This is a genomic window from Rothia kristinae NBRC 15354 (assembly GCF_001570865.1).
Lineage (GTDB): Bacteria > Actinomycetota > Actinomycetes > Actinomycetales > Micrococcaceae > Rothia > Rothia kristinae.
In genome coordinates, this window is sequence record NZ_BCSM01000011.1 from 75942 (window position 1) to 94626 (window position 18685).

Sequence of the window (18685 nt, forward strand, 5' to 3'; positions counted from 1 at the left end):
GCCGTCCGCCGCCCCGCCGGAAGGAGTGCCGTGCCGCAGCCACCCGCCGACGCCGCCCCTGCCCTGCACGCGCTGGGCCCGCGCGCGGTGCTCGCAGATCTGCCGGACCTGGCCGCCGTCCTGGACCTGCGGGAACGGGTGCTCGCCGATCCGCCGGAGCACCTGCTGGCCGGGCGCGCCGGGACCGTGCCCGCCGCGCGGACCCTCCTGCTGCGCTTCGACCGACCCCTGGACGAGGCCGCCCGCACCCGCCTCGCCCGGCACCTGGGCCGACTCACGGCCCAGGATCCGGGAGTGCAGGCGCCGGCAGACCGGGAGCGCGTGGTGGAGATCCCCGTGCGCTACGACGGCGCGGATCTGACCGCCTGCGCGGAGCACCTGGGCTGCACCCCCGAGGAGGTGGTGCGCCGCCACACCGAGACCCGCTGGCGGGCCGGATTCGCTGGCTTCGCCCCGGGCTTCGCCTACCTCACCCCGGACGGCGGAGCGGACGGCACTCCGGACGCCACAGGCCCCGGCGGGCTCGAGGTGCCGCGTCGGGACTCCCCGCGCACCCGGGTGCCGGCCGGCTCGGTGGCCCTGGCCGGGACCTTCTCCGCGGTCTACCCGCAGGACTCCCCCGGAGGCTGGCAGCTCATCGGACGCACCGACGCCCCGCTGTGGGACGTGGACCGCGACCCTCCAGCGCTGATCGCCCCCGGCGACGTCGTGCGGTTCCGGGAGATCACCGACGACGCCGACGACGCCGAGCCCCGCGGGGCGGCGGAGGATTCCCCCGACGGCTCACCTCGTGCGACCGATCGGGACTTCGGCGCGGCCGCCGAGACTCCGGAGCCCCGCACCGTCCAGGACGACACCGGGGCGGAGCAGACCGCCGCCCGGCTGCGGATCCTCGCCCCGGGGCTGTCCACCACGCTGCAGGACGCCGGGCGGCCGGGGCTGGATGACCTCGGCGTCGGGCCCTCCGGGTGGGCCGATCCCCTCGCGGCGCACGCGGCCAACCGGCTGGTCGGCAACCCGCCGGGCTCGGCCGTGCTGGAGAACGCGCTGGGCCGGCTGCGGGTGATGGTCCCGGAGGACGCCCCGGATGCGGTGCTGGCGCTGACCGGAGCGCGAGTGCAGGCGAGCCTCTCCGGTTCCGATACTCAGGGACCGCGGCCCGCGCCCCTGGATCGGCCCTTCCTGCTGCGCGCCGGGCAGACCCTGGAGATCGGTCCGGTCCGGTGTGGCCTGCGCCTGGTGCTGGCCGTGCGCGGCGGCTTCACGGGTCGGGCCGTGCTGGGGTCCCTGGCCACGGACACCCTCTCCGGGGCGGGCCCGGCGCCCCTGACCCGCGGGGACGAGGTGCCCGTGGGGCCGACCCCGCGCGCCGCCGTCGAGCCGTGGTGCCCGCCGGTGCCCCTGCCCGAGGACGACGCCGTGCTGCGCCTGCCGCTGACCCCGGGGCCGCGTGCGGACTGGTTCGCCGACGACTCCATGGCCGCCCTGCACCGGAGCGTGTGGCGGGTGGCCGAGCAGTCGGATCGGGTGGCGGCCCGCCTGGAGCCCGAACCCGCCGACGCCGTCGGGGCTGTCGGGGTCGAGGACCGCGGGCCGGCGTCCGGGCGGGGGTCCTCATCCGACGCCGATGCCACCCGCGCTGGCGCCACCCATACTGAAAGCTCCGACGCGCCCGCGGCCCGACTGCGTCGCGCGCCGGAGCGCGAGGGGGCGGAGCTGGCCTCCGAGCCGCTGGTGCGCGGGTCCGTGCAGATCCCGCCGAACGGGCACCCAGTGGTGTTCCTGGCCGACCGTCCCGTGACCGGCGGCTATCCGGTCCTCGGCCTCGTGGCGCCCGAGCACCTGCGGCTGCTGGCCCAGGCCCCGCCGGGCACGCGCGTGGTGCTGGAGCCGCCCGTCGGCGTCCCGGCCTCACCCGCCGACCAGCCCGCCGGCGCCGCCGCAGACCCCGATTCGCCTGACCCCGCCGGGATCATCCGTCCCGATTCGCCCGAGAACGCCGCACCCACCGAGGAGAGCCGATGCGCACCGTCCTGATCGCCAACCGCTCCGAGATCGCCGTGCGGATCATCCGCGCCTGCGCCGAGCGCGGCATCCGCACCGTCGCCGTGTACGCCGATGCCGACGCCGAGGCGCCGCACGTTCTCCTGGCCGACGAGGCCTACGCCCTGGAGGGGGATTCCCCCGCCGAGACGTACCTGGATCAGCGGAAGCTGCTGGAGATCGCCCGCCGCGCCGAGGCCACGGATGTGCATCCCGGCTACGGGTTCCTCGCCGAGTCCGCGGACTTCGCCCGGGCCGTGATCGCGGCGGGTCTGCGGTGGATCGGCCCCTCCCCGGAGACCATCGAGGCGCTGGGGGACAAGATCCGTGCCCGGGAGATCGCCCGGGCGGCCGGCGCCCCGCTGGCCCCGGGCACGGACGGCCCGCTGGAGGATGCCGCCCAGGCGCGGGCCTTCGCCGAGGAGCACGGGCTGCCCATCATCATCAAGGCCGCCCACGGCGGCGGGGGCCGGGGGATGCGGGTGGTGCGCGAGGTCGACGAGGTGGAGGAGGCCTTCGAGGCCGCGGCTCGGGAGGCGCGCGGGGCCTTCGGGCGCGGGGAGTGCTTCGTGGAGCGCTTCCTGGAGCGGCCCCGGCACGTGGAGGCGCAGGTGGTGGCCGATGCCGCGGGCGGCGTCGTCGTGCTGGGCACCCGGGACTGCTCCCTGCAGCGGCGCAACCAGAAGCTCGTGGAGGAGGCACCCGCGCCCTTCCTCACCGAGGAGCAGCGGCGCACCCTCGAGGGCGCGGCCGCGGCGATCTTCCGGGAGGCCGGGTACGTCAACGCCGGAACGTGCGAGTTCCTGGTGGGCGCGGACGGGCTGATCAGCTTCCTGGAGGTCAACACCCGCATCCAGGTGGAGCACCCGATCACCGAGGAGGCCTACGGGGTGGACCTGGTGGGGCTGCAGCTGGACGTCGCCGCCGGGGAGCCCCTGCCCTTCGACGAGGCGCCCGCACCGCGCGGGCACGCCATCGAGTTCCGGATCAACGCGGAGGATCCGGGCCGCGGCTTCCTGCCTGCCGGGGGCGCGGTGCGCGCGCTGGCCCTGGGCGGCGGTCCCGGGGTGCGGGTGGATGCCGGGGTGGGTCCGGGCACGACGGTGGCCGGGGAGTTCGACTCCCTGCTGGCCAAGCTGGTGGTCACCGCCCCGACCCGCCGGCAGGCGCTGGCCCGGGCGCGCACGGTGCTGCGGGAGGCCGCGGTGGACGGGGTGGCCACGACCCTGCCCTTCCACCGGGCGGTGCTGGCACGCCCGGAGTTCGCGGCCGAGGAGGCGGAGGGCTTCGGGGTGCACACCACGTGGATCGAGGAGACGCTGACCCCGGATCTCGAGCCCGACGGCGGCTACGCCGCGCCCCGGTTCGCGGACCCGTGGGGCGAGGACGGCGGCTCCTCCGGCCCCGCTGGCGTGGCGGCCGCGGTGGAGGTGGAGGGCCGCAGGCTGCGGGTGCGCCTGCCCGAGACCGCTCTGGCGGCCCTGGGCGAGGGGCTGGGCCGGCACCTGGCCGCGGCGCCGGGCGGGCGCGGTGCCTCGGGCGGTTCGGCGGGGTCCGGCGCTTCCGCGGGTGCGGGCGGTTCCGGGGGCGCTGACTCTGGTGAGGGGGCGGCCGACGGCGCGGGCGGCGTCGTCGTGGAGGCCCCGCTGGCCGGCTCCCTGGTGCGCTGGGTCGCCGAGGACGGCGCCCAGGTAGCCGAGGGCGAGCGGCTCGCGGTGCTGGAGGCCATGAAGACCGAGATGCCGGTGGAGGCCCCGGGAGCGGGGGTGTTCCACCGGGCGGAGCTGGAGCCGGGGGCCAAGGTCGCCGCGGGCACGCAGCTGGGGCGCATCACCGGCTGACCCGCCGCCCGAGGCGCCGCGCTGATCGGGCCGCGCAATCATCCCCGCGCGACGGCGGTTCGGGGCCCTGGTCCGGCCGAGCGGCCGCTGGTTGGAATCGCTCGCCGCGCCGTCGCACCGCTGCGGACCCCGTCAACCCCACAGCTTCCCGAGGCTCTGCACGGCGTTGGCACCCAGCCACAGGGTCAGGGCCCACACCGCCACGCCCACCGCGATCAGCCACGCCGGGTAGCGGTACCCGTGCAGGAGATCCCGGCGTCGGAAGATCGCCACCACCAGGATCACCGTGAAGCCGACGGGCAGGATCAGCCCGTTGACCGTCCCCGCGATGATCAGCAGGTTGGCCGGGGCCGTGCCCAGGGAGGCGAACACGATGGTGGAGACCACGATCATCGCCACCGTCAGCCCGTTGCGCACCAGGGGACGAGCCGTGCGCGGGACCATGAAGGACACCGAGGTGTACGCCGCCCCGATCACCGAGGAGATGGCTGCGGCCCACAGGATCAGCCCGAACAGCCGCAGCCCCACCTCCCCGGCTGCGTGCTGGAAGGCGCTGGCGGCGAGATTTCCACCGGCCAGCTGCGCCCCGCCGGCCACCACCCCCAGGATCGCCAGGAACAGCAAGAAGCGCATGATCCCGGTGACCACGATGGAGACCACGGAGGCGTTGGAGATCGAGCGGACCTCCTCCACCCCGTGCACCCCGGCGTCGACCATCCGGTGCGCCCCGGCGTAGGTGATGTACCCGCCCACGGTCCCGCCGATCAGCGTGATGATCACAGCCATGTCGATGACGTCCGGGGCCACGGACTGGCGCAGCGCCTCCCCCACCGGCGGATTCGAGACCACCGCGACGTACCCGGTGATCAGGATCATCACCACCCCGAGGACGACGACGATCCGGTCCAGCGCCGCCCCGGCCTTCCGGGACAGGAACACCGTCACCGCCAGGGCCGCCGTGAGGATCCCGCCCCAGGTGGGGTCCAGCCCGAGCAGGGCGTTCAGCCCCAGGCCGCCGCCGGCGACGTTGCCGACGTTGAACACGAAGCCGCCGAAGACCACGAAGGCCGCCAGCACCGCGCCCAGCCCCGGCACCAGGGCACCGGCCAGCTGGTTGGCGCGCAGCCCGGACACGCCGATGACCCGCCACACGTTCAGCTGCACCGCGATGTCCACGAGGATCGAGAGCAGGATCGCGAAGGCGAAGGCCGCCCCGAGCTGCACCGTGAAGTTGGCGGTCTGGGTGATGAATCCGGGGCCGATCGCGGAGGTCGCCATGAGGAACAGCGACCCCAGCAGGATGGAGCGCTTGGACTCGGTGTGCGGCAGGCGCTGCTTGGCGACGACGTCGCCCGCGGCCGTGCGCGGCGTCGGCTCCGTGACGGGGTGCCCGGCGGCGTCGGGGGCCTGACGGTGATGACGGCGGGGGCGACGGTCGCGGCGTTCGCGGAGGGGGCGGCGGTCGGAGCGGCGGGAGGGCTCAGGGGTCATGGCGGGGCCTCTCGGAGCATCGGCGTGACACGGCACATGCGAGCCTACCAGCGCGAGCGCCCCCGAGACGGCGCTCCCGTACCCGGTTTCGGCGAAAGTGGGAACCGATGCGCCGGGTCGCGGCAGGGACGAGCCAGAAAGGGAACGATTGCGCCGGGTCACGGAAGAAGCTCAGGGCCCGCCTCGCCGAGACGGCGCTCCCGCACCCACCCGTCACCGAGACGGTGCTTTCGTACCCGGTTTCGGCGGAAGTGGTAACGATTGCGCCGGGTCACGGGAGGGACCAGGCAGTATGGGAACGGATGCGCCGGGTCGCGAGAAGGTCGGGCGGGGCCGGGGTCAGACGAAGCGGCCCAGGGTCAGGCGCAGGGCGTCCTCCAGGTCCTCGAAGCGGAAGCGGTACCCGGCCTCCCGCAGCGCCGCCGGGTCCATCGCGACGTCGGCCAGGGCCAGTTCCCGGGCGCCCTGCCGGCCCAGCACGGCCGCCGGGGCCGCGGCGGGGGTCGGGACGACGGCGGGGCGGCGCAGCACCCGGCCCAGGGTGCGGGCGAACTCCCGCTGGGTCACCGGGTTCGGGGCGGCGGCATTGAGCGGACCGGAGATCTCCGGGTTCGCGAGCGCGACGGCGTAGATCTGGACGAGGTCGTGCAGGGAGATCCACGGCTGGCGCATCCGACCCCCGCCCATCGGGCCGCCGGCCCCGGCCAGGTACAGCGGCAGCTGGACACCCAGCAGACCGCCGGCCGCGCTGAGCACCAGGCCGGTGCGCACCAGGGCCACCCGGATCCCGAAGTCCTCGGCGCGGCGGGCCTCGGCCTCCCAGCGGCGGCACACCTCGGCGAGGAAATCCGTTCCGGACGGGGATGCCTCGGTGACGGGTCCGGCGTCGTGGCCGTAGTACCCGGAGGCCGAGGCGCTGACCAGGGTCATCGGCCCGTCCTCGCCCGCCGCCTGCGTCATCGCGGTGACCAGGGTCCGGGTGGCGTCCAGCCGGGAATGCAGCACGGCCCGGCGGTGGGCGTCGGTGAAGCGCCCGGCGATGCCCGCCCCGGAGAGGTTCACGACGGCGTCGGCCCCGGCCAGCAGCTGCGGGTCCAGGACCCCGTGGGCCGGATCCCAGGTGATGACGTCCGCGTCCAGGCGCACCGAGGGGCCCTCCCGGCGCTGCAGGGTGATGACCCGGTGCCCGCCGGCGCGCAGCAGGGCGCTCAGCTGCGTGCCGACCAGCCCCGAGGCCCCGGCGATCACCACGGTCATCGGCTCGGGGCGGATCCCGCGCAGGGCGGCGTGGAAGTCCAGGTCAGCGCGAGTCTGGCGGGTCCGGTACTCGAAGACGCGCTCCAGCTGCCGCCGCATCTCCCGGACGCTGAACCCGATCCTCGCATCCAGTCGGGCCGGCAGCTCGTAGTCCACCTCGTCGTGCACGCGGGTGGCCGCCGCCTCCGTGCCGCCCTCCACCTCACCGTCGCCGTCCCGGGCGCCCCCGGGAGCGTCGGAGAAGACGTGGTGGTGGGTCCAGGAGCGCAGGGGCCCGCGGTCCATGACGTCCGTGAAGGTCTCCCCCGGGGTGTGCTCGGTGTGCACCGCGGTCCAGCGGACCCCGGCGTGCAGGGAACCGGGCAGGAAGGTCTCCGCCCACGGCAGGCCCATCAGCAGCTTGGTCACCGACCCGCGGTCCAGCCCGTCGGTGGGCTCCTGCAGCACGGTGCCGCTGAACTCCGGGGTGAGCCGTCGGATGGCCCCGGGGGAGCCGTACCAGCCGGTCACGGTCGAGCGCGGGTGGTCTATGACGGCGTCGTGGGTGTAGGTGCTCATGGGGCTCACCTGGCTTTCTCCCAGTCCGCGATGGGACCGGGGACGATGGTGAACAGGGGGTGCGGGCTGATGCGCCCGGCCTCCCTGTCGGTGCGCAGCGCGGGAACCCGCTCCGGGTCCCGCACGGCGAGCTTCTCGGCGAGGAATCCCGCCTCGTAGTCGATCTGCCCGGCGCTCACCGGGATCGGGTCCAGGGCCTGCGCGCGCGCGAGGGCCTCGGCGTCGATCTTCGCGGCGTCGAAGCGGTACCCGCGGCGAGCGGAGTCGGCGTGCAGCTCCCGCAGGAACATCGCGATCCCCGCCAGCGGGTCCGGGCAGGCGCGGAAGCGGGCCAGCTGCGGGTGGTTCCGATACCCGGTGGTCCGCCCCTGCAGCACCTTCTGGGCCAGCAGGGCCTCACGCCACCCGGCCACCAGGCCCTTTGGGTCGAGGTAGCGCGGGTGCAGGCTCCACAGTCGCACGGTGGCCTCCTCTTCGGATGGGGGGGCGCTCGCCGACGGACCGCCCTCTCTCGGCCCACGCTACCGCGCGGAAGGCGCCCCGGCCGCCCGCAGGCCGCCGCGCCTCCCAAAGGGATCCGCTGGTCAGGGCGCGGTCCGGGCGTCATCGAGCACCGAAGCTCGCACCATCGAGTAGGGTGTTCGGGCATCCCCGATCACCCGCCGCCGGCCCCGCGCGCGACGACGACGCCGCGTCAGCCTCCGCCGTCGGCCCGCACCCGGAAGGTGACTCCCCTGGATTACACCCCGTACACCCTGCTCTCGGACATCGGCTGGATCTCCGGTCTGCTGCTGCTCGGCAAGCTGATCCGCCGGTTCATCCCCGTCGCCCAGCATCTGCTGCTGCCCGCGCCGATCACCGGCGGTCTGCTGGGCATCCTGTTCGGCCCGGCCGGGCTCGGCTGGATCCCGTTCTCGGACCAGCTCAACGCGTACTCCTCGATCCTCATCGCCGTGGTGTTCGCGGCCATGCCCTTCTCCATGGAGTTCTCCGGGAAGGTCGCCAAGGGCGCCCGGACCATGTGGTCCTACTCCACCGGCATGTACGTGGGCCAATGGGGCATCGCGGTGCTGTTCGGCCTGATCGTGCTGGTCCCGCTGTTCGGCACCCCGGACTGGTTCGGGATGATCATGCCGGTCGGCTGGGTCGGCGGCTTCGGCACCGCCGCCGCGGTGGGCGCGGCCCTGGACGGGGACGACGGCGCCGCCGTCGCCACGACCCTGGGGTTCACCTCCGCGACCGTCGGCACGCTGGTGGCGATCATCGGCGGCGTCATCATCGCCAAGTGGGGCTCCTCCACGGGGCGGACCTCCCAGATGGGCTCGTACAAGGAGCTGCCGGATGACGTGCGCACGGGCCTGATCTCGATCATCGGGGAGCGACCCTCCATCGGGAAGGGCACCTCCTCCCCGTCCTCCCTGGAGCCGCTGGCCCTGCACCTGTCCGTGATCGCCGGGACGACGTTCGTGGCGTACCTGGTGACCAACGGGATCAAGACCGCCACGGGGATCTCCATCCCGATGTTCGCGATGGCCTTCGTGATCGGCTTCATCTTCCGCCTGATCCTGGACGCCACCAAGGCCTCCGCGTACGTGGACGGCACCACCGTGAACTCGATCTCCGGCGGGGCCACGGACTACCTGGTGGCCTTCGGCATCGCCTCGATCGTGCCGTCCATCGTCGTGGACTACGCGGTGCCGCTGGTTCTGCTGTTCGTGCTGGGCCTGGTGTACTGCCTGCTGGTGTTCCGCTTCCTCTCCCCGGCGATGTTCCAGCAGGCCTGGCTGGAGCGCGGCCTGTTCGGGTGGGGCTGGGCGACGGCGTCGGTGGCCACCGGCATCGCCCTGCTGAAGATCGTGGACCCGCGGATGAAGTCCGGGACCATGGAGGAGTTCGGCGTGGCCTACGTGGGGTACGCGCCCTTCGAGATCGGCACCACGATCCTCGCCCCGATCATGGTGACCCTGGGCCTGACCTGGGCCTTCGGCGGGATCGCGACCGTGGTGGCCGTGGTCGTGATCGTCCTGGCCTTCGCCCTGGGCTGGGTGCGCGCCAACCGCGACGGCGAACACGAGGCGGTGCGGGTCCGCACCTGACGCCCCCGGGCGGGGCGCCTGCGGGCGGGGCGCCTGCCCGTTTGGGAGCCGTTTCGCCGTTTGGGAGCCACGAGGACGCTCCCAAACACCGAGACGGCTCCCAATTCGCGGTGGTGAGGCATCCCCGCGGGCGGGAGCCGCGGGTGGGCACACCGCGGAGCGGGCGTTAGGGTGAGGTGAGCCTTACTCGTCCCGATCGGATCGGAGGTCCCCATGACCGCCCCGCAGCGCAAGCCCAAGCCGCAGACCCTCCTGCAGGTCGTCGAACGACGGCAGCTCACCCCGCACATGGTGCGCCTGATCCTCGGCGGGGAGGGATTCTCCGCATTCCAGGACAACGGCTTCACGGATCAGTACGTCAAGCTGGTCTTCGCCAAGCCGGAGCTGGGCCTGAGCGCCCCCTTCGACATGATGCACGTGCGGGAGACCCTCCCGCCGGAGGACGTTCCCGTGACCCGCACCTACACGGTGCGCGCCGTCGACCATGAGGCGCAGACCCTGACCATCGACTTCGTGACCCACGGGGACGAGGGACTGGCCGCCCCGTGGGCCGCGCAGGCATCCCCCGGGGACCAGCTGGTGCTCATGGGGCCCGGCGGGAAGTACTCCCCGGATCCCGACGCCGACTGGCACCTGTTCGCCGGCGACGCCTCGGCGCTGCCCGCCATCGGCTCCGCGATCGAGGCCCTGCCCGACGACGCCCGCGGGTACGCCTTCATCACCCTGGACCACGACGAGGACCGCCAGGAGTTCGCCTCGGTGCCGGAGGGCTTCGAGGTCGTGTGGAAGGTGCAGGAGGGCACCGGCGCGGATCCGAACCGGCTGACCGCGCTGATGCAGTCCCGCGAGTGGCTGCCCGGCACCGTGGACGTCTTCGCCCACGGGGAGCGGGAGTCCATCAAGCAGGTGCGTCGCCTCCTCAAGGAGCGGGAGGTCCCCCGGGAGCGGATCTCCATCTCCGGGTACTGGGCCTACGGGCGCACCGAGGACCGCTTCCAGGCGGAGAAGCGCGAGCCGATCGGCAAGATCGAGGACTGAGCGAGCGGCCGTCATCGATCGCTATCCTCGGGGCATGCAGTCGATCAAACCGGCATCAGTGAGTCCCGAACGGCGCCACCGCTGGGAGCGGAGGCTCCTGCTGTCCGGGTTGATCGCGGCCTTCACCGTGATCGTGGTGAATGGGCTCGGCTCCCGCTTCCTGGGCTGGTGGCCCGGGGCTCTGCTCTGACTCAGATCTGGGTGCAGTTCACCCTCATCCTGTCCTTCCTCCTCCTGATGAGCGCCTCCACGCCGACCCCCGCCCAGCAGCCGCTGGCTCGCTCGCGTCGGCTCGGCTGGACGGCGTGGTTCTACGGCGCAGCGGGCCTTCTCCTCACCGGCCTGGCCCTGTTCTCCGCTGGTGACGGCTCGGCGGATTCTCGCGATCGGGCGTGGAGGTTCGCGGGTCTGGCGCTGCTGTTCCTCTCCCTGTGCTCCACCCACGCCATCGTCAGCATCCGGGCCCGCCGACGGCTCGCCGCGCGCGACGCCGAACCGTCACTCACGTGAGGTCTGCGCACCCCAGAGCCCACGTGAGTGACGGCTCGGCAAGGTGACCGTCCGACGACACACACCACCGCACCCCGCCCTCAGGGCAGGGCGATGCTCTCGGCCAGGCGCCCGGCGGTCTCGCGCATGGAGGGCAGGATCCCTCGGATGCGCTCCGGGCTCAGACGCGAGTGCACGGCGGAGATGCTCACTGCGGCCAGCGCAGCCCCGGCGGCGTCGTGCACGGGCACCGGCAGGGACAGCCCGGACAGCTCCGGGACCATGTGGTTGGGGCCAGCGGCGTACCCGAGCTCGGCGACGTCGGCCAGCGCGCGGCGCATCATCGCCTCGTGCTTCGCGGAGGAGGTGGCCACCCACTCGGGGGAGCGACGACGGCGCCACTGGCCGAGCTCCCGCTCCTGTTCGGCGGCCGGCAGGGTTCCGAGGATCGCCAGCCCGCAGTACGTGTTGCTCAGCGGCAGGATGTCCCCGGGGTCGATGGCGTACGCCCGCAGCGGGTAGGTGCCGCTGGTGCGGGTCACGTACCTGACGCCGTCCGCGTGGCGCACCCCCACGTACACGGTGTCTCCGCAGATCCCGGACAGCCGCTGCGCCTCGTGCCGGATGCGGTCGGCATTGAGCACCGGCCCGGGGGCCGCCAGACCCAGCGCGTACAGCTTCGACCCGCACGCGTACCGGCGCTGAGCGGTGCTGCGCACCAGCCCGACGGCGGTCAGCTCAGCGAGGATGCGATGCACCGTGGGACGGGCGATCCCGGTGTCCTCGGCGAGATTCTTCAGTCGCGCCCCATTCTGTCCCGCAACGGCCAAGGCTTCCAGGATCGCGGCGATCTTGGGGATGGTGCCGGGACCAGGTGTGGGTGGTGATGCCATGGTGCCGCCTTCCGTCCGGAGCGGAGAGTCCGCAGAGCTGACTTCCGATGATCCGCCATCTCTTGTGATGCAGACTACGCCGTCGTAGAAATATCACCACGACGGCCGCGACGGACCCCGCTCCGAACCCCCGGCGCCGCGGCAGCGAAGCCGCGGCCCCGAGTCGGAGGGGCCAACACCCCCAAGGGCCGTCACTCCGACCACCTTCGACGCCGCAGGAGGCCCACCCGATGTACGACGATCTCCCATCCCTCGCCCACACCGTGCAGACTCAGGACAGCGCAGGCTCCGCCGTCGACGTCACCTGGTACGACTCCCGCGATGCCCACGACCGCGACGACGTCATCCTCCTGGTCCACGGCACCGGAGGCTCCACGGCCGCGAACTTCGGCTTCCTCTTCCCGGTCCTGGCGACGCGTCAGCGGACTCTGGCCGTGGACTGGACCGCCCCTGAGGGCACCACCGCCCCGGCAGGTGAGTCCGCTCAGCGGACCCTGGAGCTGGAGGACCTGGCGCTGCAGGTCATCGCCGTGCTCGAGGAGGCCGCCGTCGAGGCCGGGCACGTGACCCTGCTGGGCTACAGTCTCGGCGCGTGCGTGGCCGCCCTCATCGCCGCCCGCCGCCCCGAGCTGATCGGACGGCTCGTGCTGATTAACGGGTGGGTTCGCACAGATCTGCAGCAGCTGATCCGCAACGACGTCTGGACCCGTCTGTACGCCGCGGACCACGAGGCCCTCGCCGAGTACACGGCCTTCTGCGCCTTCGGCGGCCCCTTCCTCGCAGGCAAAACGATGGCGGAGATCGCTCCCGCACTGAAGGCCCAGGCCTTCACCCCGTTCACTGCGGCGCAGATGGAGCTGAACCGGCGCGTGCAGATCACCGAGGAGGCGGAGGCGATCCCGCACCCCACGCTGATCATCGGCTCGGAAGACGACCAGATGGTGCCGCTGCGCCACCAGCGGCAGCTGTTCGGCGCCATCCGGGACGCACGTCTGGCCGTCATCGGAACCGGCCATGCCTCCGTTCTGGAACGGCCATCCGAGATCAGCTTCCATGTGCAGGGATTCCTCGACGACCCTCAGCGCTATGACGCGGGGACCCTTATCCCCGCGCCGAGGCCGTGACCCCGGCAGACGACCCCATCGACCCCGACCCCGCTCGAGTCCGGCGGCCGCCGGAGCCCAGCCTCGGCCGCGGACTTCCCAACCTCCAGGAGCACACCATGACCACCACCGACACCCACACCACCACCCAGATCCCCTCGGACACCGCCCCGGGCAATGGTCCCACCCGAGTGAAGACCGCGATCGTCGGCTCCGGCTTCGCCGGTCTGGCCATGGGCATCCGCCTCAAGCGCCGCGGGGACGAGGATTTCCTCATCATCGAACGCGCCTCCGACCTCGGCGGCACCTGGCGGGACAACACCTACCCCGGGGTCGCCTGCGACGTCCCCTCGCACCTGTACTCCTTCTCCTTCCGCCCCAACCCCGACTGGACCAGCCTCTTCTCCCCCGGGGCCGAGATCCAGGAATACCTGCGCGAGTGCGCCCGCGAGGAGGGACTCACGCCGCACTTCCGATTCGACGCCGCCCTGCGGGACGCCACCTGGAACGAACGGACCCAGCGATGGGAGCTGAGCACCGACGGGGGTGAGGTGGAGGCCCGCTACCTGATCATGGCCACCGGACACCTGGCCGATGAGCACCTGCCGGAGGTGCCCGGCCTCGAGGGATTCACCGGACGCGCCTGCCATTCGGCCCGCTGGGATCCGAGCATTCGACTGGAGGGCCTGCGGGTCGGCATCGTCGGCACGGGCGCCAGCGCGATCCAGCTGGTGCCGGAGGCGCAGCAGGCGGCGAGGGAGCTGGTGGTCTTCCAGCGCACCCCGGCGTGGGTGATCCCCCGCCCGGTGAAGGAGTACACGGACGGGGAGAGGCGGATGTTCCGACGGGATCCCTCGACCATCCGTCGGGTGCGTGAGGAGCTGTTCTGGAATCAGGAGAACACGTACCCGGCGCGCCGCGGCATCGATCCGTATCTGAGCGGGATCAAGGCGATGGCCGCCGCGCACCTGGCCGCACAGGTGCAGGACGAGGCGCTGCGGGAGAAGCTGACGCCGCACTACGAACCCGGATGCAAGCGTCTGCTGCTGTCCAACACGTACTATCCCGCCATGGCCGCGGAGAACACCACGGTGGAGGCTTCCGCGCTGGCCTCGGTGCAGGGCTCGACGGCGGTGGCCGCCTCGGGTGCCCGCTACGACCTGGATGTGCTGATCTTCGCGACCGGGTTCGAGGCCGCCCAGCCTCCGTTCGCGCGACTGGTGCACGGCGTGGGCGGGGTGAACCTGGCCGAGCACTGGTCACGCGGGATGCGGGCCCTGGATTCCACGGCGGTGGCCGGGTACCCCAACCTGTTCTCGATCAACGGACCCAACACCTCGCTGGGGCATAATTCGATCGTCTACATCATCGAGTCCCAGGTGGAGTACATCCTGGGGGCGATGGACTACGCCGGGCAGCACGACGATGCCGTGCTCACCCCGATCCCGGAGCAGGAGGAGGAGTACGTGGCGCAGATCGACCGGAAGGCGCGCGGCTCCGTGTGGACCGACGGCGGATGCGATTCCTGGTACCTGGATCCGCGCACCGGTCGGCTGACGCTGATCTGGCCGGATTTCGGGTACGCCTTCCGGGAGGCCAACGGCACCTTCCACCCGGAGCGCTTCGAGCTGCTGCCGGATCGAACGACCGCGGCCGCCTGAGCCCTAGACGCGCTGCCCCGGGCCGCGACATTCCCCGCTGCCCACCTGTCTGGACAGGTGGGCAGCGGGGAGCACAGTGGTGTCTAGACAGGTAGGCACGACCAGGGGGAACCACATGACCGGCAAGGCGGCTGCCATCGATCGGGATCTGCGCGCCCGCATCGAGGACGGCACCTACCCCGTCGGCGGGTTCCTCCCCAGCGAGCACCAGCTGGCCACCTCCTACGGGGCCTCCCGCGAGACCGTGCGCCGGGCCCTGCAGGAGCTCACCGAGGATGGCTGGATCCAGAAGATCACCGGGCGCGGCTCCAAGGTCCTCGAGCGCTCCCACTACGTCTTCCCGGTGACACGACTGCTCGGATACAAGGAGTTCTCCCTCGCCGAGGGCCTGGATCTGGATAACCGCGTGCTCGCCGTCGAGCAGACGATGCTGCCGGTGGCCGCGTTCGCCGGTCTGCGCGACGGAGGAGCGCGCCTGGAACCGGTGCCCGTGACCCACGTGGCTCGACTGCGCGTGATCGACGGGGAGCCGGTGATCATCGACCACGACTATCTGGTGACCGCGCTGGCCCCCGGCATCACCGAGCAGGTCGCCCAGGACTCCCTGTACGACCACCTGGAGGGCACCCTCGGGCTGTCCCTGGGGTACTCCGTCAAGGAGATCCGGGTGGTCCCCGCCGACGACGAGGACTGCCGCCTGCTCGGGTTGGATGCCTCCGACGTCGTGGTGACCACCACCAGCATCACCAGCTTGGAGGACACCGCGGACATCCAGTTCACGGTCTCCCGCCACCGCGCGGACCGCTTCCGGTTCCGCGACTTCGCCCGCCGTCGCCCCGAGGAGAGGAGAACCCGGTGAGCTTCCGTGAGAAGGTCATCTACCAGATCTATCCCAAGTCCTTCCGGGACTCGGACGGGGACGGGGTCGGGGATCTGCGCGGGGTCATCGAGAAGATCCCGTATATCGCCTCCCTCGGGGTCGACATGGTGTGGTTCAATCCGTTCTTTCCCTCCCCGCAGCGGGACAACGGCTACGACGTCGCCGACTACCGCGCCGTGGACCCCGCGATGGGCACCATGGACGACGTCGAGGAGCTGATCGCCCGGCTGGGCGAGCACGGCATCGGCGTCATGTTCGACATGGTCTTCAACCACACCTCCACCGCCCACGAATGGTTCCAGTGCGCCCTCGCCGGTGAGCGGAGGTACCGCGATTACTACATCATCCGCCCGCCCCAGGCGGATGGCTCCCTGCCCACCGACTGGGAGTCCAAGTTCGGCGGGCCGGCGTGGGCGCCTTTCGGGGACACGGGGGAGTATTACCTGCACCTGTTCGATGAGACCCAGGCGGATCTGAACTGGCGCAACCCGCAGGTCCGGGCGGAGATGGCGGAGATCGTGAACTTCTGGCGCGCCAAGGGCGTGCGCGGGTTCCGCTTCGACGTCGTGAATCTCATCGGCAAGGACGCGCAGCTGCGCTCGGCGGGTGACGGCTCGGACGGGCGGCGCATGTACACCGACGGCGCCGACGTCGACGCTTACCTACGCGAGCTGAATCGCGCGAGCTTCGGTCGGGATCGGGATTCGGTCACCGTCGGGGAGATGTCCTCGACCACGGTGGAGCGCTGCGTGGGCTACTCGGACCCGGACAACGAGGAGCTGGACATGGTCTTCAGCTTCCACCACCTCAAGGTGGACTACCGGGATGGACGCAAGTGGACGCTGATGCCCTTCGACTTCTCCCGGCTGAAGGCCACCCTGCACGAGTGGGCCGCGGGGATGCAGGCCGGGAACGGGTGGAACGCCTTGTTCTGGACCAATCACGACCAGCCGCGGGCCCTGGACCGCTTCGGCAACGCGACCGTGTGGCGCGAGCGCTCCGCGACCATGCTCGCCACCGTGATCCATCTGCTGCGCGGAACCCCGTTCGTGTACATGGGCGAGGAGATCGGGATGACGGACCCGGTCTACACCTCGGTCGAGGAGTACACGGACGTGGAGGCGCGCAACGCCTACGCGACCCTGCGCGCCCAGGGGCTCAGCGAAGCCGACGCCTTCGACGTCGTGCATTCCAAGGCTCGGGACAACGCCCGCACCCCCATGCAGTGGGATGCGAGCGAGCACGCCGGGTTCTCCTCGACCGTGCCCTGGCTGCGTCCGACCAATCAGGAGGCGATCTCCGTGGCCGCGGAAGAGGAGTCCGGGAGGATTCTGCCGTACTACCGGGAGCTGATCCGGCTGCGCCACGAGAGCCCGCTGATCGCGCACGGGACCTACGAAGCGTGGGCCCTGGAGCACCCGAGCGTGTTCGCCTACATCCGGCGGTTGGAGAGCGGTTCGCCGGAAGGGCCCGCGTCGGAATCCGGGGAAGCCCTGCTCGTGCTCACGAACTTCTACGGCGAGAGCACCGCCGTCGCCGTGCCGGAGGAGTTCCGCACCGGTCGGGTGCTGATCGGCAACGTCCACGACGACGACGCGCGGCTGGCCGCCCTCGCTGAGGGGGCCTCCGAGCTGGAGCTGGCCCCGTACGAGGCGATCGCGATCCTCGCGGGGTAAGCGCCCTGAGGGGTCCCCCGGCAGCCTCACCCGCTCCAGGGCCGGGTGAGGCCACCGGGACCGACGGACGGCCGTGCCGCCGCTCTCAGTCCTCCTCGCGCCCCGGGACGACGAAGATCGCTCCCGTGGCGACGTCCTCCTCCACCTGCTCGAGGGTGCGCCCGCGGGTCTCCGGGAGGAAGCGCCACATCACCAGGACCGCGAGGGCGTTGAGCACGGCGAAGCCGAAGAAGCACGCCGTCATGCCCAGGTGGGCGATGAGCACCGGGAAGAACAGGCTGAGCAGGCCGTTGGCCACCCACATGCACAGCACGGACACGCCCATGCCGACGGCGCGCATGTGCAGCGGGAACATCTCGGAGAGGATCACCCATGTGGCCACGTTGAGGAAGGTCTGCATGGACCCGACGAACCCGACGATCAGCACCAGCATGATGTAGGGGCGGGCCGGGCTGTCCTGGGGCACGGCGAGGGTCGCGGCGCCGATGAGCACGTGGAACACCGTGACCAGGGTGTAGCCGGTGATGAAGGTGGTGCGCCGGTCGACCCGCTCCATCATCCACAGGGCGATGATCGCGCCGATCACCCCGATCACGCTGGGGGCGATGTTGGCGACCAGCGCGGCGTTCTGCCCGAAGCCGGATTCGGTGAGCACCACCTGGCCGTAGTACATGATCACGTTGATGCCGGTCAGCTGCTGGAACACGGCCACGGCGATGCCGGTCAGCAGCAGGCGCAGCAGCCACCGGTTGGTCAGGACCCCGCGCAGGCCCTCCCCGCGCTCCTGCCGGTCCTCGTGCACGAGGCGCTGGATGTCGTCGACCTCGGCCTGGGCGCGCTCCTCGGAGCGGACGGTCTTGAGCACCTCGAGGGCTTCATCGGTGCGGCCGCGGGCCATCAGCCAGCGGGGGGATTCCGGCATCCGCAGCATCCCGAAGAACAGGGCGAGGGCGGGCAGGGCGGCCACGGCCAGCATGATCCGCCAGACCCCCTCGAGGTGCCCCAGCGTGTTCCCGAGGATCGCGTTGATGACGATCGCGGCCAGCTGCCCGAGGACCACCATCATCTCGTTGCGCCCGGACAGGGAGCCGCGGATCTCGTAGGGGGCGAGCTCGGCGAGGAACACCGGCACCACGGTGGAGGCTCCGCCGACGGCCAGGCCCAGGATTACCCGCCCGGCGATCAGCAGCCCCAGTCCGGGGGTGAACACGCACAGCATGGCGCCGAGGAAGAACATCACGGCGAGCAGGAGGATGGTCCGGCGTCGACCCCACGCATCGGAGACGTATCCGATGGTCAGGGCGCCGATGGCCGCGGCGAACAGCAGGGAGGAGGTGACCACGCCCTCGGTGACCTCGGTGAGCCCGAGCTCGGCGGACATGGGCAGCAGGGCGCCGTTGATGACGCCGGTGTCGTAGCCGAACAGCAGGCCGCCCAGTGTGGCGACCAGGGCGATCATGGTCAGCCGGTGCTGATGGGCTCCGTTGCCCAGCGGCGGGAGGTCCGGGGCGGCGGAGGCGCCTGGGCCGGAGGGAGTGCTGTCGGTGCTCATCGGGTGCTCGGCCTCCTGGGGTGCTCGGCGGCGGGTCCGCCCAGGTCAGCATAGCCGCCCGAAGGACGACGGCGTGCGGTACCGAACCGTCACTCACGTGGGCTCTG

The 18685-nt window shown here is 72.0% G+C and carries 14 protein-coding genes and 1 pseudogene; 10 read left to right on the forward strand and 5 right to left on the reverse strand.

The window, feature by feature from the left end; translation table 11 throughout:
- The first annotated feature begins 30 nt into the window (after positions 1 to 30).
- The gene (locus KKR01S_RS07800) at positions 31 to 2037 is read left to right on the forward strand and encodes a 5-oxoprolinase subunit B/C family protein (protein ID WP_061225706.1); all 2007 of its coding nucleotides are present in this window, start codon (positions 31 to 33) and stop codon (positions 2035 to 2037) included.
- Positions 2022 to 3884, forward strand: coding sequence for an acetyl/propionyl/methylcrotonyl-CoA carboxylase subunit alpha (locus KKR01S_RS07805; RefSeq protein ID WP_061225707.1), 1863 nt, complete (start codon positions 2022 to 2024; stop codon positions 3882 to 3884). Before KKR01S_RS07800 ends, KKR01S_RS07805 begins: the two co-directional genes overlap by 16 nt.
- A gap of 132 nt (positions 3885 to 4016) precedes the next feature.
- Here the strand turns inward: KKR01S_RS07805 and KKR01S_RS07810 are convergent, their stop codons facing one another.
- The 3 genes from KKR01S_RS07810 to KKR01S_RS07820 form a co-directional block, all read right to left on the reverse strand.
- Complete coding sequence (locus tag KKR01S_RS07810; protein WP_081101640.1) at positions 4017 to 5375, reverse strand: NRAMP family divalent metal transporter; 1359 nt, start codon at positions 5373 to 5375, stop codon at positions 4017 to 4019.
- Between the two features lie 339 nt (positions 5376 to 5714).
- Positions 5715 to 7190, reverse strand: a complete 1476-nt coding sequence (locus KKR01S_RS07815; protein WP_058743439.1) for a TIGR01777 family oxidoreductase — start codon at positions 7188 to 7190, stop codon at positions 5715 to 5717.
- A gap of 5 nt (positions 7191 to 7195) precedes the next feature.
- Positions 7196 to 7651: a pyrimidine dimer DNA glycosylase/endonuclease V gene (locus KKR01S_RS07820; protein ID WP_058730522.1), complete on the reverse strand. Its 456-nt coding sequence runs from the start codon at positions 7649 to 7651 to the stop codon at positions 7196 to 7198.
- A gap of 264 nt (positions 7652 to 7915) precedes the next feature.
- Between KKR01S_RS07820 and KKR01S_RS07825 the strand changes: the two genes are divergently transcribed.
- The 4 genes from KKR01S_RS07825 (at position 7916) to KKR01S_RS07835 (ending at position 10834) form a co-directional block, all read left to right on the forward strand.
- Positions 7916 to 9286 carry a sodium/glutamate symporter gene (locus KKR01S_RS07825; protein ID WP_197939458.1) on the forward strand — a complete coding sequence of 457 codons (1371 nt, stop codon included), beginning with the start codon at positions 7916 to 7918 and terminating at the stop codon, positions 9284 to 9286.
- A gap of 213 nt (positions 9287 to 9499) precedes the next feature.
- The gene (locus KKR01S_RS07830) at positions 9500 to 10324 is read left to right on the forward strand and encodes a siderophore-interacting protein (RefSeq protein ID WP_061225708.1); all 825 of its coding nucleotides are present in this window, start codon (positions 9500 to 9502) and stop codon (positions 10322 to 10324) included.
- Between the two features lie 34 nt (positions 10325 to 10358).
- Positions 10359 to 10514, forward strand: coding sequence for a hypothetical protein (locus tag KKR01S_RS10990; RefSeq protein ID WP_165590078.1), 156 nt, complete (start codon positions 10359 to 10361; stop codon positions 10512 to 10514).
- An 11-nt stretch (positions 10515 to 10525) separates the two neighbouring features.
- Positions 10526 to 10834 (forward strand): hypothetical protein, encoded by a 309-nt coding sequence (locus KKR01S_RS07835; RefSeq protein WP_100464874.1) that lies wholly within the window; start codon positions 10526 to 10528, stop codon positions 10832 to 10834.
- 80 nt (positions 10835 to 10914) lie between these two features.
- On the opposite strand, the gene KKR01S_RS07840 is transcribed toward KKR01S_RS07835, so the two are convergent.
- Positions 10915 to 11706, reverse strand: a complete 792-nt coding sequence (locus KKR01S_RS07840) for an IclR family transcriptional regulator (protein ID WP_081101641.1) — start codon at positions 11704 to 11706, stop codon at positions 10915 to 10917.
- A gap of 230 nt (positions 11707 to 11936) precedes the next feature.
- Here KKR01S_RS07840 and KKR01S_RS07845 point away from each other — a divergent pair, with 230 nt between their 5' ends.
- The 4 genes from KKR01S_RS07845 to KKR01S_RS07860 all read left to right on the forward strand — a co-directional run bounded on the left by KKR01S_RS07845 (position 11937) and on the right by KKR01S_RS07860 (position 17026).
- On the forward strand, positions 11937 to 12830 hold the full coding sequence (locus KKR01S_RS07845; RefSeq protein WP_081101642.1) for an alpha/beta fold hydrolase: 894 nt from the start codon (positions 11937 to 11939) through the stop codon (positions 12828 to 12830).
- A 98-nt stretch (positions 12831 to 12928) separates the two neighbouring features.
- Entirely contained in the window at positions 12929 to 14470 is a 1542-nt protein-coding gene (locus KKR01S_RS07850) for a flavin-containing monooxygenase (protein WP_081046069.1), read from the forward strand.
- 115 nt (positions 14471 to 14585) lie between these two features.
- The gene (treR, locus tag KKR01S_RS07855) at positions 14586 to 15329 is read left to right on the forward strand and encodes a trehalose operon repressor (protein ID WP_061225711.1); all 744 of its coding nucleotides are present in this window, start codon (positions 14586 to 14588) and stop codon (positions 15327 to 15329) included.
- On the forward strand, positions 15326 to 17026 hold the full coding sequence (locus tag KKR01S_RS07860) for an alpha,alpha-phosphotrehalase (protein ID WP_061225712.1): 1701 nt from the start codon (positions 15326 to 15328) through the stop codon (positions 17024 to 17026). Before treR ends, KKR01S_RS07860 begins: the two co-directional genes overlap by 4 nt.
- A gap of 85 nt (positions 17027 to 17111) precedes the next feature.
- On the opposite strand, the pseudogene KKR01S_RS07865 reads toward KKR01S_RS07860, so the two are convergent.
- Positions 17112 to 18623 (reverse strand): annotated as a pseudogene (locus tag KKR01S_RS07865) (sugar porter family MFS transporter); the annotation flags it as partial.
- Positions 18624 to 18685 lie beyond the last annotated feature (62 nt).

What these genes read in the sequence shown, in the direction of transcription:
- KKR01S_RS07840 (WP_081101641.1), bottom strand. Translation starts at nt 11,706, where the DNA reads ATGGCATCACCACCCACACCTGGTCCCGGCACCATCCCCAAGATCGCC.
- KKR01S_RS07810 (WP_081101640.1), bottom strand. Translation starts at nt 5,375, where the DNA reads ATGACCCCTGAGCCCTCCCGCCGCTCCGACCGCCGCCCCCTCCGCGAA.
- KKR01S_RS10990 (WP_165590078.1), top strand. Translation starts at nt 10,359, where the DNA reads ATGCAGTCGATCAAACCGGCATCAGTGAGTCCCGAACGGCGCCACCGC.
- KKR01S_RS07815 (WP_058743439.1), bottom strand. Translation starts at nt 7,190, where the DNA reads ATGAGCACCTACACCCACGACGCCGTCATAGACCACCCGCGCTCGACC.
- KKR01S_RS07850 (WP_081046069.1), top strand. Translation starts at nt 12,929, where the DNA reads ATGACCACCACCGACACCCACACCACCACCCAGATCCCCTCGGACACC.
- KKR01S_RS07805 (WP_061225707.1), top strand. Translation starts at nt 2,022, where the DNA reads ATGCGCACCGTCCTGATCGCCAACCGCTCCGAGATCGCCGTGCGGATC.
- treR (WP_061225711.1), top strand. Translation starts at nt 14,586, where the DNA reads ATGACCGGCAAGGCGGCTGCCATCGATCGGGATCTGCGCGCCCGCATC.
- KKR01S_RS07830 (WP_061225708.1), top strand. Translation starts at nt 9,500, where the DNA reads ATGACCGCCCCGCAGCGCAAGCCCAAGCCGCAGACCCTCCTGCAGGTC.
- KKR01S_RS07845 (WP_081101642.1), top strand. Translation starts at nt 11,937, where the DNA reads ATGTACGACGATCTCCCATCCCTCGCCCACACCGTGCAGACTCAGGAC.